Here is a 13,137-nt window from a genome sequence, read left to right on the forward strand (position 1 = left end):
CGGTCATCGACCGCCTCGCCGGCGGCAAACCGCTTCAACCAGACATAGCCCGTCTGGCGGCTGATGCCGAAGCGCTCGCAAAGGGCCGACACGTTCGCCCCCTCAAGCCCCGCCAGCCGACAGAATTCCAAACGCTCGTCCACAACCGACCTCGCCCGCCAAGCCATCGAAACCTCCCGGATCCAAATCCGAAAAGTGTCAGGCATGTCTCCGAACATCTGTCAGGTATGTATCAAGGCTGTACAACTAAGCCCGAGGATGACGGTCGAGCGAGGATTGTGGCGCTCGATCAATGGGTTGGCGATGATGGGTATCACGCTCCTCATCCGTCAGTCCCCGACCGGATCAACCATCCCCCAAACACCAAAACGCCCGGACAAAGCCGGGCGTTTCGATGTCGTATCCTTACTCGGCCGCTTCGGCGTAGGCTTCCAGCGGTGGGCAGGTGCAGATCAGGTTGCGGTCGCCGAAGACGTTGTCGACGCGGTTGACCGGGGACCAGTATTTGTCCACGCGGAAGGCGCCGGGGGGGAAGCAGGCCTGTTCGCGCGAATAGGGGCGGTCCCATTCGCCGACGAGGTCTTCGACCGTGTGCGGGGCGTTCTTCAGCGGGTTGTTGGTCTTGTCCGAGCGGCCTTCCTCGATGTCGCGGGCTTCCTGGCGGATCGCCAGCATGGCCTCGCAGAAGCGGTCGAGTTCGGCCTTGGTCTCCGATTCCGTCGGCTCGATCATCAGCGTGCCGGCAACCGGCCAGCTCATGGTCGGGGCGTGGAAGCCGCAGTCGATCAGGCGCTTTGCGACGTCATCGACGGTGACGCCTGCGCTGTCGACCAGCGGACGGGTGTCGATGATGCACTCATGCGCCACGCGGCCAGCCTCGGACTTGTAGAGCACGTCGTAGGCGCCCTTCAGCCGCGCGGCGATGTAGTTGGCGTTGAGGATCGCCACCTTGGTTGCCTGCGTCAGGCCTTCGCCGCCCATCATCAGGCAGTAGCTCCAGGAGATCGGCAGGATGGATGCCGAGCCGAAGGCTGCCGCCGATACGGCACCCGAACGACCGTCGGTTTCAGGATGGCCGGGGAGATGCTGAGCGAGATGCGACTTGACGCCGATCGGGCCCATGCCGGGTCCGCCGCCGCCATGCGGGATGCAGAAGGTCTTGTGCAGGTTGAGGTGGCTGACGTCGGAGCCGATGTCACCAGGGCGGGATAGGCCGACCATGGCGTTCATGTTGGCGCCGTCGAGATAGACCTGGCCGCCATGCTTGTGCACGAGATCGCAGATCTCCTTCACCGTTTCCTCGAACACGCCATGCGTCGAGGGGTAGGTGATCATGCAGCAGGAGAGGTTCTCCGAATGCTGCTCGGCCTTGGCGCGGAAGTCGTCGAGGTCGATGTCGCCGTTTTCGCGAACCTTGACGACCACGACCTTCATGCCGACCATCTGGGCGGATGCGGGGTTGGTGCCGTGCGCGGATGTCGGGATCAGGCAGACGTCGCGATGACCGTTGCCGTTGGCGATGTGGTAGTTGCGGATCGTCAAGAGGCCTGCATATTCGCCCTGCGCGCCGGAGTTCGGCTGCATGGAGAAGGCATCGTAGCCGGTGACGGCGCAGAGCTTTTCGGTGAGATCGTCGATCATCTCGCGATAGCCGAGCGCCTGGTCAGCCGGCACGAAGGGATGAATATCCGAAAATTCCGGCCATGTGATCGGCAGCATTTCGGCCGTGGCGTTGAGTTTCATCGTGCAGGAACCGAGCGGGATCATCGAGCGGTCGAGCGCCAGATCGCGGTCCGACAGACGACGGATGTAACGCGTCATCTCGCTTTCGGCGCGGTTCATGTGGAAGATCGGATGCGTCAGGTACTCGCTGATACGGGCGAGACCCTTGGGCAGGCGATAGCTCGGCTCGAAATCGGCGACGGCGAAGTTGCCGCCGAAGGCGCGCCAGACGGCTTCCAGCGTCGCCGGGCGGGTGCGCTCGTCGAGGCTCATGCCGATCTTGGTGGCGCCGACCTTGCGCAAGTTGACACCTTCGGCGACCGCCGCGCGCAGGATGACGCCCTGCATGTGGCCGACATCGACGGTGATGGTGTCGAAGAAGGTCTCCGGCTCGATGGTGTAGCCGAGCTTTTCCAGGCCCTTGGCCATCAGCACGGCCTTCTGGTGGACCTGCTGGGCGATCGCCTTGATGCCCTTGGGTCCATGGAAGACGGCGTACATCGAGGCCATGACGGCGAGCAGAACCTGCGCGGTGCAGATGTTCGACGTCGCCTTTTCGCGGCGGATGTGCTGTTCGCGGGTCTGCAGCGACAGGCGATAGGCGCGGTTGCCGCGGGCATCGACCGAGACGCCGACCAGACGGCCGGGCATGGAGCGCTTGTGGGCATCCTTGACCGACATGTAGGCCGCGTGCGGGCCGCCGTAGCCGACGGGAACGCCGAAGCGCTGCGACGAGCCGATGGCGATGTCGGCGCCCATTTCGCCAGGCGACTTCAGAAGCGTCAGCGCCAGGATGTCGGCGGCGACGATGGCGATGGCGCCGGTCTGGTGCAGGCGCGAGATCAGGCCGGTGAAATCATGCACATGGCCGTGCGTACCCGGATACTGGAAGATGGCGCCGAAGACGTCGACCGGGTCGAGATCGGTGAAGGGGTTGCCGATGACGACGCTCCAGCCGAGCGGCTCGGCGCGGGTCTTGATCAGCTCGATGGTCTGCGGATGGCAGGCGGCGTCGACGAAGAAGGCCTTGGCCTTCGACTTGGAGACGCGCTCGGCCATGGCCATGCCTTCGGCAGCGGCCGTCGCTTCGTCGAGCAGCGAGGCGTTGGCGATGTCGAGGCCGGTCAGGTCGCAGATCATCGTCTGGTAGTTCAGGAGCGCCTCGAGGCGGCCCTGGGAGATTTCCGGCTGGTAGGGCGTATAGGCCGTGTACCAGGCCGGGTTTTCCAGGATGTTGCGCTGGATGACCGGCGGCGTGATCGTGCCGTAATAGCCCTGGCCGATCAGCGAGGTCAGGACCTTGTTCTTGTTGGCGGTTTCGCGCAGCTTGTCGAGCGCCTCGCGCTCCGTCATCGGCGCGCCCCAGAGGAGCGGCGCCTTCTGGCGGATGGAGGGCGGCACGGTCGCGTCGATCAGCCCGTCGAGGCTGTTATAGCCGATGACCTTGAGCATATCGGTCATTTCAGCCGGCGAGGGGCCGATGTGACGACGATTGGCGAAGTCGTAGGGCTGGTAGTCGGTAAACTGAAATTCCGTCGGCGTCGTCATTACGCGGTGAGCTCCTTGTAGGCCGCTTCGTCGAGGAGGCCATCGGCATCGGCGGCGTTGGCGAGCTTCAGCTTGAAGAACCAGCCAGACCCTTGAGGGTCTGAATTGACCAGCGACGGATCGGCGACGATGGCGGGGTTCACTTCGGTGATCTCGCCTTCCAGCGGGCAGTAGACATCCGAGGCGGCCTTGACGGATTCGACGGTGGCCGCGTTGTCGTTCTTGCCGAAGGTGGCGCCGACTTCAGGCAGTTCCACGAACACCAGATCGCCGAGCTGCTCGACGGCATAGGTGGTGATGCCGACGGTGGCGACACCTGCTTCGATCTGCAGCCATTCGTGTTCTTCGGTGAATTTCAGCATGGGATGGTCCTCTCTGGGGAATGGGGTGTTTGGTGGAATTTGGTTGTGTCGATATTGGACGTTGTGCCCAGCGTTACCCCCCTCTGTCCTGCCGGACATCTCCCCCACAAGGGGGGAGATCGGCGAGTGGGGAGGCCTACGTCAAACAATGAAGGTCGAGCGAGCGGGTGCGTCCAGCCAATCTCCCCACCTGTGGGGGAGATGCCCGGCAGGGCAGAGGGGGGTAATCCTCGCGCATCGCCAGCGACGGCGGCCTGCGAACAGTGCGCCTGAACAGGCATTGCAACGATATGGATCGCCGCCGCGCTCATGGTCTTATCGCTTGTAAGTCGGCGTGACGAAGGGCAGGGCCGCGACTGTCACCGGCAGGTACTTGCCGCGAACCTCGGCGTAGACGACCGTTCCGACGTCGGCAGAGGCGACCGGCACGTAACCCATGGCAACGGGGCCTTCGGCGCTGGGGCCGAAGCCGCCTGAGGTCACTTCGCCGATGACGGTCTTGCCTTCCTGGTCGGCATAGAGCTTGGCGTGGCCGCGCACCGGGGCCTTGCCGTCGGGCTTCAGGCCGACGCGGCGGCGGGTTGCGCCGTTGTCGAGTTCGGAGAGGATGCGTTCGGCGCCGGGGAAGCCGCCGGCGCGGGCGCCGCCCGATTTGCGGGCTTTCTGGATGGCCCAGACGAGGGCTGCCTCGACGGGGGTCGTGGTGGTGTCGATGTCGTTGCCGTAGAGGCAGAGGCCGGCTTCGAGGCGCAGGCTGTCGCGGGCGCCGAGGCCGATCGGCTCGACGTCGGGATGCTCGAGCAACCGCTTGGTGACATCGACGGCCATGTCCGAAGGGATCGAGATCTCGTAGCCATCCTCGCCGCTGTAGCCTGAGCGCGAGACGAGACAGGAGACGTCGTGCAGGCGGCAGTGGCGCACGTCCATGAATTTCATGGCGGCGACATCGGCCCAGAGTTCGGCCAGCGCTTCGACGGCGCGCGGACCCTGCAGCGCGATCAGCGCGCGGTCTAGCACCGTGATGTCGCAGGTGTCGGAAAGGTGCTTCTTCAGATGCGCGACGTCGGCATCCTTGCAGGCGGCGTTGACGACGACGAAGAGGTGGTCGTCGAGATGGGTGATCATCAGGTCGTCGAGGATGCCGCCGTTTTCATCGGTGAAGAAACCGTAGCGCTGGCGTCCCTCGGCAAGACCGAGAATATCGACGGGAACGAGGCTTTCGAGCGCGAGTGCGACGTCCTCATACTTGCCCGACTTCGCCTTGATGACGACCTGGCCCATGTGGGAGACATCGAAGAGACCGGCGGCTGCGCGGGTCTGCAGATGTTCCTTCATGACGCCGGCCGGATATTGCACCGGCATGTCATAGCCCGCGAAGGGCACCATGCGGGCGCCGAGCGACAGATGCAGGTCATGCAGCGGGGTTTTCTTCAGGGCAGCAGTATCGTCCAAGGACGCCTCCGGTGTTTGCGCGTGGGTTCCATGCGCGAGCTCAAATATTCGGGCGCGGTTGCGCCTTGTTTCGAGCCCCCTCTGTCTGTTTGCCTGAGATTGTTATCCCTTCGGCGCGCGTTTCTAAGAACGCGTCTCTCCAGAGTTCCGTCTGCCCCTTGCTGGTCCTTTTGCCTGAGAGTTTCCGGGGCGGTTGCTCCTTCGGCACCGGCTGCGACGAGCCGGCTTCTCCCAACAAGGTTGAGCGCAATTATCTGGCGATGGCGGTGCTTGGCAAGGGGGAATGTCGCCGGCGCGCAATTTTTTGTCGCGGTCTTCTTCGCCGGTCGAATTTCGGATTGATCGGGACGGGTGGTCTTAGTCTTCTTCGTAAAGCTTGAGCGCCTGCTGCAGGGCCGCCTGCGGCTGGCGCTGGCCCATGGTCATCAGGTCGAGCGCGACTTCGGTGGAGTTGATGACGGCGGCCGATTCATCGGTATCCTGGCCGGCATCGGTTCGGCGCTTGATGTCGGCGACCTTGCGGGCATCCTTGGCGGCGGTGCTGGCGGAGACGCGCGGGGGGATGCGCAGCGCTTCAAACGCCGCGGCCGCCGTACTTGCCGAAATGGAACCAACCAGAACTGTCATGTGACAGATTTAGGACAGCGGACCTTCCCGTGGCGCTAAGAATATCGCTAAAATATTACCTTTTGTGATGGTTCTTGTGCTGGATTTGAGTTTTTAAGCTATAGTGCAAATGTAGTGCGCCTCTATATCTGTCTCATTGCCTCGTTACTTCTTGCATTACTCAACAACAGAATAGTGCCGGTCCTTCAAAGGAGGAGTTCAGATGCGCCGTTTTCACTCGCTTGCCCTGGCTGGGGCGCTTGTCGTCACTGCATTCGTCACCACGGCCTGCACCTCGACGGAGCAAAGCCGCAATCCCCGCATGCCGCTGAACTCGGCCTGCGCCTATGGCTTCGACAATGACCGGCCGTGCAGCTATTGAGGTGGCGGTGAACTGTATCGATAGCGGTCAATTGGCAACGCATCCGGCCTGCGCTACACAAAGCCTATGATCCAGGCTCTTCTCGTCGCCGTCGGCGGCGCCATCGGTTCCGTGCTTCGCTATTATGTCGGCCAGTGGTCGTTGCGGCTGATGGGCCCGAATTTTCCGTGGGGGACGCTTGTTGTCAATGTTGTCGGTTGTTTCGTCATCGGCGTCTTCGCGGAGCTGATCGCACGGCGTTTCAATGCGTCGAACGAATTGCGGCTTTTGCTGATCACCGGGTTTCTCGGCGGCTTCACGACGTTCTCGGCCTTCTCGCTGGATGCCATCTCGCTGATCGAGCGCGGGGCGATGGCGTCGGCGGCGGTCTATATGGTGGCAAGTGTCGGGCTGTCGATGGCGGCTGTTTTTGCCGGGCTTGCGATCATGCGGGCGTTGATCTGAGAGGGGGATCTGACGTCCTCTGAGATTCAGGTTTCCGTTTTTGCGTAAAATGCTCTAAAGCCAGCGGCAAAGGCCGCGCCTGGTGCCGGCAACTCTTTCCGAAAGTACAGACATGGCTGGCATTGAACATATTACCGTCGAAGCCGACGAGGCGGGCATGCGCCTCGATCGTTGGTTCAAGATCCACTATCCCGGCCTCGGATTCGGTCCGCTGCAGAAGCTGATGCGCTCCGGCCAGGTGCGTGTCGATGGTGGTCGCGTGAAGACCGATGCGCGCGTACAGCCGGGGCAGGTGGTGCGCGTGCCGCCGCTGGATGTCGACGCCAAGAAGGCCGGGCCGATCGCCAGCCACGATCTGAAGCATGGCGGCGACTACGAACTGTTGCAGCGCATGGTGCTGCATGAGGACGACAAGGTGATCGTGCTCAACAAGCCGGCCGGCCTTGCCGTGCAGGGCGGGTCCGGTGTGACGCGCAACATCGACAAGATGCTGGAGGCCTGGACGAGCCCGAAGGGCGAGAAGCCACGGCTGGTGCACCGTCTCGACCGCGACACCTCGGGCGTGCTCGTCATCGCCCGCACGCGCGGTGCCGCGCAGAAGCTGACGGCGGCGTTTCGCGAGCGCGACACCAAGAAGACCTACTGGTCGCTGGTGAAGGGCGTGCCGCGCAAGCACGAGGACAAGATCTCGACCTGGCTGGTGAAGGAACAGACGCCGGATGGCGACCGGATGCGGGTCTGCAAGCATGGCGAGGAGGGCGCCGATCACGCGATCTCCTATTACAAAGTGCGCGAGACGGCGGCGCAGAACCTCGCCTGGCTGGAAATGGAGCCCTATACCGGCCGAACGCACCAGCTGCGCGTCCACGCGCTGCATATCGGTCATCCGATTATCGGCGATCCCAAGTATTTTGACGACGACCACAACTGGGATTTTCCTGGCGGTATCCAGAAGCGGCTGCACCTGCATGCCCGCAAGATCGACATTCCGCATCCGAACGGCGGGCGCCTGCGTGTGACCGCGCCGCTGCCGCCGCACATGGTCCAGACCTGGAACCTGCTCGGCCTCGATCTGGCTGAGGCGGATCGGGAAGATTTCGAATGAAACTGGCATTGTTCGATTGCGACGGCACGCTCGTTGATAGCGCCGCGCTGATCCATGAGGTGATGGCGCGGACCTTCGTGCATTTTGGCCATGACCAGCCCGAACTCTCGCAGACGAAGGCGATCATCGGGCTGACGCTCGACATCGCGATCGCGCGCATGCAGGGCAAGCCGCATGTGGATGACGAGGCCGTGGCGATGACGGCGCATTACAAGGCGATCTACGCCGATGTGCGCGCTGAAGCCGGTGTCGACGTGCCGCTGTTCGACGGCATCAGCGAGCTGATCCGTACGCTGGCTGCAAAGGACGAGGTGCTGATCGGCGCCGTCACCGGCAAGTCGCGCCGCGGGCTGGTGCATATTCTGGAGACGCACGGTTTTTCCGGCGATTTCATCGTGTCGCGCACCGCAGACGATTGTCCGTCGAAGCCGCATCCGGCCATGGTGACGGAATGCTGCAGCGAAACGGGGATGAATCCCGCCGATACCATTGTCATCGGCGACGCGATTTACGATATGCAGATGGCAAAGGCAGCGGGCGCCACGGCGATCGGCGTGTCCTGGGGTTATGCCAGCGTCGAAGACCTGGTTGCTGCCGGTGCCGATACGATCGCCTACCATCCGGCCGACATTCTGAAGCATTTTTCCTGAGGTGAGCCATGCGTGATCTGTTGAACGACCTGTCCGAGGGGCTGAGCCATCCCGATCCGATCCGCCGCGCGCAGATCCAGATGAAGAAGCCGCTGCCGAAGCGTTTTTATAAGGACGTCTCGGTGAGCGAGGCCCAAGGCGCCGGCCCGCAAGGCACCGACGTTGGCTTCGTCGTTGAGCTCGACGGCAAGGCTGTGCGCACGCCGGCCCGCAATCTCCTGGCTGCGCCGACGCGCAAGCTTGCCGAGCTGATGGCGGACGAGTGGAAGGCTCAAGGCGACGAGATCGATCCAGGCTCCATGCCGTTGACCAAGCTGATCAACACGGCGATCGATGGTGTTTCGACCGACACGCAGGCCGTCTTCGAAGACATCTTGCGCTTTTCCGGCACCGACATGCTCTGCTACCGCGCCGAGGGGCCGGAAGAGCTGGTGGCGCGGCAGACCAAGCTCTGGGATCCGGTGCTTGATTGGGCGTCGAATACGCTCGGTGCGCGCTTCATTCTCGCCGAGGGCATCGTGCACCAGCAGCAGCCGCAGAGCGCGATTGCCGCATTTTCGGCGGCGCTGCGCAAGCACGACAATGCGATTGCGCTTGCCGTGCTGCACACGATCACGACGCTGACGGGATCCGCACTTCTGGCGCTGGCTTTTGCCGAAGGCGAGCTCGATGAAACCGAGGTGTGGTCGCTGGCGCATCTCGAAGAGGACTGGACGATCGAGCACTGGGGTAGCGACGAAGAGGCGGAAGAGCGCCGTGCGCTGCGTTTCATCGATTTTCTGTCCGCGACGCGCGCTTTTTTGGCACTGAAGGGCTGAAATAGATTGCCATGACCGTCTTTATGGCGAAGATCGCGACTCTTAATGGGGTGGATGCGGTTTTTCGTCATGAATATGTTTCAGTCGGTTATTTCCAAAATTGTACTATCGTTTCTCGCGCTCGTTTCGGCTTTGGCGCTGGTTTCCTGCGGCTCGCTGATGCCGAAGGAACCGCCGGGACCGATCTACGACGTTCGCAGCGCCGTGGTCGTATCCGGCCCGAAGGTGCCGCCGGCGGTGCTTGCGGGCGTTGGTGATCGTGTCAACAAGGCGATCAACGCCACCGTTCGCACCGAGGTCTATCCGCGTGTGGTCCTGACCATCCGCGTCGTGTCCGTCGCTAAGGACCAGGGATACGACAATAGCCAGAGTTCGGCGAAGGTGACGGTCGATGCGGCTTCGGTCGAGGACGGTACCGTCATCGCCGTATCGAACTTCGACGTGCTCAGCCGCTCGAACGTCTCGGACGCATCCGACGAAATTCTTGCTGAAAACATCGCAGCGCGTATCCGGTCGATCTTTACGCTCAACCATGGTTCGGAGTAATCGCGCCGTAACGGGAGGTCACCTTGAAGGAAATTCTCGAAGAGCTTGAACGTCGCCGTGAGATCGCCCGCAAGGGCGGCGGCGAGGGCAGGATCGAGGCGCAGCACAAGCGCGGCAAGCTAACGGCGCGCGAACGTATCGACCTCATTCTCGACGAGGGTTCCTTCGAGGAGTTCGGCATGTTCGTCGAACACCGCTCCAACGATTTCGGCATGGAGAAGAGCCGGATCGCCGGCGACGGCGTGGTGACGGGATGGGGCACGGTCAACGGCCGCGCGGTCTTCGTCTTCGCCAAGGATTTCACGGTCTTCGGCGGGTCGCTTTCGGAAGCGCATGCCGAGAAGATCATCAAAGTCCAGGACATGGCGCTGAAGAACCGGGCGCCGATCATCGGGATCTATGACGCCGGCGGCGCGCGCATCCAGGAGGGTGTGGCAGCGCTCGGCGGCTATGCCGAGGTGTTCCAGCGCAACGTGCTGGCCTCGGGTGTCATTCCGCAGATCTCGGTGATCATGGGGCCGTGCGCCGGCGGCGATGTCTATTCGCCCGCGATGACCGATTTCATCTTCATGGTGCGCGACACCTCGTACATGTTCGTGACCGGTCCTGATGTCGTGAAGACCGTGACCAACGAGACGGTGACGGCCGAGGAACTCGGCGGCGCTTCGGTGCACACCACGAAATCCTCGATCGCCGATGGCGCTTATGACAATGATGTCGAGGCGCTGCTGCAGGTGCGCCGGCTGATCGATCTCTTGCCGCAATCGAACACGTCTGCGGTGCCCGAGATCGAATGTTACCAGTCGGTGACCGAGACGGATGCGTCGCTGGATACGCTTGTGCCTGCCAACGCCAACAAGCCCTACGACATCAAGGAACTGATCCTGAAGACGGCGGACGAGGGGGATTTCTTTGAGATCCAGGCGAGCTTCGCCAAGAACATCGTCTGCGGCTTCGGCCGGATCGAGGGTTCGACCGTCGGCTTCGTCGCCAACCAACCGATGGTGCTGGCCGGCGTTCTCGACAGCGATGCGTCACGCAAGGCGGCGCGCTTCGTGCGCTTCTGCGACTGCTTCAACATCCCGATCGTCACCTTCGTGGACGTGCCGGGCTTCCTTCCGGGCACGGCGCAGGAATATGGCGGGCTGATCAAGCACGGGGCGAAGCTGCTCTTCGCCTATGCCGAGGCGACCGTGCCGAAGCTGACGGTGATCACCCGCAAGGCGTTCGGCGGGGCCTACGATGTGATGGCGTCGAAGCACCTGCGCGGGGATCTCAACTATGCCTGGCCGACGGCGCAGATCGCCGTGATGGGCGCCAAGGGCGCGGTCGAGATCATTTTCCGCAAGGACATATCAGATCCGGAAAAGATCGCCGAGCATACCCGGATGTACGAGGAGCGGTTCCTTTCGCCCTTCGTGGCGGCCGAGCGCGGCTATGTCGACGAGGTGATCATGCCGCACTCGACGCGGCGTCGGCTGGCGCGCGGGTTGAAGATGCTGCGCAACAAGGATCTCACCAATCCCTGGAAGAAACACGACAATATTCCCCTCTAAGGTGAAGAAGTCGTGGAAAATCAATGAAAATCAAGCGGATGTGATGGGAATGGCTGATATCGTGACTTCTCTGTTTTCAACCAGATCGCTAACGCTCCTCTGTCTTATGACCTAAGGAGAGACTTATGCCCAGTTTCGAACGCCTCAACGCGTATCAGCCCTACGCGATTGCCGCGCTCCGTATCATCACCGCTCTGCTCTTCATCGAGCACGGCACGATGAAGCTTTTCGCCTTCCCGATCCCCCAGGGTGCCGGCGGTCCGCTGCCGCCGCTGATGCTCTTCGCCGCTCTGCTCGAGACCATCGGCGGTCTGGCGATCCTCGTCGGCTTCTTCACCCGCCCTGTTGCCTTCATCCTGTCGGGCCAGATGGCGGTCGCCTACTTCATGGCGCACCAGCCGCGTGGCTTCTTCCCGGCCGAGAACGGCGGCGAAGCTGCAATCCTGTATTGCTTCATCTTCCTGGCCCTGGTGTTCACCGGCGCCGGCGCGTTCGCGATCGACAAGAACAAGGCGTGATCTGACGGCCGTGGGCCTATCCCGCGGCGCGGTCTGATCACGCAACATAAGCGATGCGTCGGGGACGAGCGCATCAACCGATCGGCCCCTTTCGGGGCCGATCGTGTTTCTGGGTGTTGTCAGCCGAGACGCTCGGCGTGCCACTTCAGGTGATCGTCCATGAAGGTCGAGATGAAGTAGTAGGAGTGGTCGTAGCGCTCGTGCATGCGCAGCTTCAGCTTGATGTCGGTGCCCTTGATCGCTTCTTCGAACAGCCAGGGGCGCAGCCCGTTCTCAAGGAAGCCGTCGGCCTTTCCCTGGTCGATCAGGAACTCCGGGAAGCGTGCGCCATCCTTGACCAAGGCGCAGGCATCGTACTGGCGCCATGCGGCGCGGTCGGCGCCGAGATATTTTTCGAAGGCGGGAGCGGACCAATCGGCCGTCGAGGGCTCGACGATCGGCGCGAAGGCAGAGCAGCTCTTGAAGCGGCCGGGGTTCTTCAGCGCGATGGTCATGGCCCCGTGGCCTCCCATGGAATGGCCGAAGATGCCCTGGCGATCCATGTCCATGCGGAAGTGCTGGCTGACGAAAGCGGGCAATTCCTCGGTGATATAGGTATACATCTGATAGTTTTCGGCCCAGGGCTCTTCGGTGGCGTTCAGATAGAAGCCCGCGCCCTTGCCCATCTGCCAGTTGGTCAGTTCATCCGGTACGTCGTTGCCGCGCGGGCTGACATCCGGGCAGACGATGATCAGGCCGAGTTCGGCCGCCATGCGGCGATACTCGCCCTTTTCCATGACGTTGGCGTGGGTGCAGGTGAGGCCCGAGAGATACCAGAGGACAGGGCAGGGCTTTTCGATAGCCTGCGGCGGCACGAAGACCGCAAAGGTCATGTCGCACTTCAGAGCCTCGGACGTATGCGTGAAAACGCCCTGCATGCCGCCAAAGGCGGTCGCCTGGGATAGGATGTTCATTCTACTCTCCTGGTGGTGGCGTGACGGCCTTGGCGCGGCGGCACAGCCGATCGAATGTTTCGAGAAAACGGGAACGGTCCTTCGGACCGAAGGCGGCGTTGTAGCCCTTGCTTTCGCCTGTTTCGCGCAGATGCGCGCCGAGATCGCGCATAGCGCTCGCCATGCCGATATTGGTGTCGTCGAAGACGCGGCCGGTGGGGCCGGTGACGAATGCGCCCGCCGCGACGCAACGCACCGCGAGCGGCACGTCGGCGGTGACGACCACGTCGCCCGATCCGCAATGTTCGGCGATCCAGTTGTCGGCGGCGTCGAAGCCGTTGGAGACGATGACGTTGTGCACCATCGGATCGCGCGAGGGGCGCAGGCCGGAGTTGGCGACGAAGGTCACCTCGATGCCGAGCCGTTCGGCGACCTTGAGGACCTCGGGCTTGACCGGGCAGGCGTCTGCGTCAACGTAGATATGGTGCATGGGTTT

General features: G+C 62.6%; 15 protein-coding genes and 2 riboswitches. Of the genes, 8 read left to right on the forward strand and 7 right to left on the reverse strand.

Features of this window, described 5'->3' with window-relative positions; all coding sequences use genetic code 11:
- The 5 genes from D460_RS34160 to D460_RS0130075 all read right to left on the reverse strand — a co-directional run.
- Positions 1-167: helix-turn-helix domain-containing protein (locus tag D460_RS34160; RefSeq protein ID WP_155947893.1), on the reverse strand; the 167-nt coding region annotated here is incomplete at its 3' end.
- Positions 168-405: 238 nt separating this feature from the next.
- Complete coding sequence (gene gcvP, locus D460_RS0130060; RefSeq protein ID WP_018902326.1) at positions 406-3,270, reverse strand: aminomethyl-transferring glycine dehydrogenase; 2,865 nt, start codon at positions 3,268-3,270, stop codon at positions 406-408.
- A complete protein-coding gene (gene gcvH, locus D460_RS0130065) occupies positions 3,270-3,632 on the reverse strand; it encodes a glycine cleavage system protein GcvH (RefSeq protein WP_018902327.1) in 363 nt (120 codons plus the stop codon). The genes gcvP and gcvH overlap by 1 nt, the downstream gene beginning before the upstream one ends.
- 315 nt (positions 3,633-3,947) lie before the next feature.
- Positions 3,948-5,084 carry a glycine cleavage system aminomethyltransferase GcvT gene (gene gcvT, locus D460_RS0130070; RefSeq protein WP_018902328.1) on the reverse strand — a complete coding sequence of 379 codons (1,137 nt, stop codon included), beginning with the start codon at positions 5,082-5,084 and terminating at the stop codon, positions 3,948-3,950.
- 71 nt (positions 5,085-5,155) lie between these two features.
- A riboswitch (glycine riboswitch) is annotated at positions 5,156-5,237 on the reverse strand.
- Between the two features lie 3 nt (positions 5,238-5,240).
- Positions 5,241-5,328: riboswitch (glycine riboswitch) on the reverse strand.
- 113 nt (positions 5,329-5,441) lie between these two features.
- Positions 5,442-5,711: a hypothetical protein gene (locus D460_RS0130075; protein WP_018902329.1), complete on the reverse strand. Its 270-nt coding sequence runs from the start codon at positions 5,709-5,711 to the stop codon at positions 5,442-5,444.
- Positions 5,712-5,913: 202 nt separating this feature from the next.
- Here D460_RS0130075 and D460_RS36240 point away from each other — a divergent pair, with 202 nt between their 5' ends.
- The 8 genes from D460_RS36240 to D460_RS0130115 all read left to right on the forward strand — a co-directional run bounded on the left by D460_RS36240 (position 5,914) and on the right by D460_RS0130115 (position 11,709).
- Positions 5,914-6,072: a hypothetical protein gene (locus D460_RS36240; RefSeq protein ID WP_018902330.1), complete on the forward strand. Its 159-nt coding sequence runs from the start codon at positions 5,914-5,916 to the stop codon at positions 6,070-6,072.
- A 66-nt stretch (positions 6,073-6,138) separates the two neighbouring features.
- Positions 6,139-6,516: a fluoride efflux transporter CrcB gene (crcB, locus tag D460_RS0130085; protein WP_018902331.1), complete on the forward strand. Its 378-nt coding sequence runs from the start codon at positions 6,139-6,141 to the stop codon at positions 6,514-6,516.
- Positions 6,517-6,628: 112 nt separating this feature from the next.
- Positions 6,629-7,621: an RluA family pseudouridine synthase gene (locus D460_RS0130090; RefSeq protein ID WP_018902332.1), complete on the forward strand. Its 993-nt coding sequence runs from the start codon at positions 6,629-6,631 to the stop codon at positions 7,619-7,621.
- Positions 7,618-8,271: an HAD-IA family hydrolase gene (locus D460_RS0130095; protein WP_018902333.1), complete on the forward strand. Its 654-nt coding sequence runs from the start codon at positions 7,618-7,620 to the stop codon at positions 8,269-8,271. The genes D460_RS0130090 and D460_RS0130095 overlap by 4 nt, the downstream gene beginning before the upstream one ends.
- An 8-nt stretch (positions 8,272-8,279) precedes the next feature.
- Positions 8,280-9,089 (forward strand): ATP12 family chaperone protein, encoded by an 810-nt coding sequence (locus D460_RS0130100; protein WP_018902334.1) that lies wholly within the window; start codon positions 8,280-8,282, stop codon positions 9,087-9,089.
- Between the two features lie 75 nt (positions 9,090-9,164).
- Positions 9,165-9,635 carry a hypothetical protein gene (locus D460_RS0130105; RefSeq protein WP_155947895.1) on the forward strand — a complete coding sequence of 157 codons (471 nt, stop codon included), beginning with the start codon at positions 9,165-9,167 and terminating at the stop codon, positions 9,633-9,635.
- A gap of 23 nt (positions 9,636-9,658) precedes the next feature.
- A complete protein-coding gene (locus D460_RS0130110; protein ID WP_018902336.1) occupies positions 9,659-11,191 on the forward strand; it encodes an acyl-CoA carboxylase subunit beta in 1,533 nt (510 codons plus the stop codon).
- A 125-nt stretch (positions 11,192-11,316) separates the two neighbouring features.
- Positions 11,317-11,709: a DoxX family protein gene (locus D460_RS0130115; protein WP_018902337.1), complete on the forward strand. Its 393-nt coding sequence runs from the start codon at positions 11,317-11,319 to the stop codon at positions 11,707-11,709.
- A gap of 119 nt (positions 11,710-11,828) precedes the next feature.
- Here the strand turns inward: D460_RS0130115 and fghA are convergent, their stop codons facing one another.
- Together fghA and D460_RS0130125 are read right to left on the reverse strand one after the other, a co-directional pair.
- Positions 11,829-12,662, reverse strand: a complete 834-nt coding sequence (fghA, locus tag D460_RS0130120; protein WP_018902338.1) for an S-formylglutathione hydrolase — start codon at positions 12,660-12,662, stop codon at positions 11,829-11,831.
- Between the two features lies 1 nt (position 12,663).
- On the reverse strand, positions 12,664-13,131 hold the full coding sequence (locus D460_RS0130125) for a YaiI/YqxD family protein (protein ID WP_018902339.1): 468 nt from the start codon (positions 13,129-13,131) through the stop codon (positions 12,664-12,666).
- Between the last annotated feature and the right edge of the window lie 6 nt (positions 13,132-13,137).

It is taken from the genome of Rhizobium sp. 2MFCol3.1, from assembly GCF_000377565.1.
Lineage (GTDB): Bacteria > Pseudomonadota > Alphaproteobacteria > Rhizobiales > Rhizobiaceae > Rhizobium.

Bases quoted from the DNA above. Each gene is read 5' to 3' on its own strand.
- gcvP (WP_018902326.1), bottom strand. From the start codon at position 3,270: ATGACGACGCCGACGGAATTTCAGTTTACCGACTACCAGCCCTACGAC.
- gcvH (WP_018902327.1), bottom strand. From the start codon at position 3,632: ATGCTGAAATTCACCGAAGAACACGAATGGCTGCAGATCGAAGCAGGT.
- D460_RS0130075 (WP_018902329.1), bottom strand. From the start codon at position 5,711: ATGACAGTTCTGGTTGGTTCCATTTCGGCAAGTACGGCGGCCGCGGCG.
- D460_RS36240 (WP_018902330.1), top strand. From the start codon at position 5,914: ATGCGCCGTTTTCACTCGCTTGCCCTGGCTGGGGCGCTTGTCGTCACT.
- crcB (WP_018902331.1), top strand. From the start codon at position 6,139: ATGATCCAGGCTCTTCTCGTCGCCGTCGGCGGCGCCATCGGTTCCGTG.
- D460_RS0130090 (WP_018902332.1), top strand. From the start codon at position 6,629: ATGGCTGGCATTGAACATATTACCGTCGAAGCCGACGAGGCGGGCATG.
- D460_RS0130095 (WP_018902333.1), top strand. From the start codon at position 7,618: ATGAAACTGGCATTGTTCGATTGCGACGGCACGCTCGTTGATAGCGCC.
- D460_RS0130100 (WP_018902334.1), top strand. From the start codon at position 8,280: ATGCGTGATCTGTTGAACGACCTGTCCGAGGGGCTGAGCCATCCCGAT.
- D460_RS0130105 (WP_155947895.1), top strand. From the start codon at position 9,165: ATGTTTCAGTCGGTTATTTCCAAAATTGTACTATCGTTTCTCGCGCTC.
- D460_RS0130115 (WP_018902337.1), top strand. From the start codon at position 11,317: ATGCCCAGTTTCGAACGCCTCAACGCGTATCAGCCCTACGCGATTGCC.
- fghA (WP_018902338.1), bottom strand. From the start codon at position 12,662: ATGAACATCCTATCCCAGGCGACCGCCTTTGGCGGCATGCAGGGCGTT.
- D460_RS0130125 (WP_018902339.1), bottom strand. From the start codon at position 13,131: ATGCACCATATCTACGTTGACGCAGACGCCTGCCCGGTCAAGCCCGAG.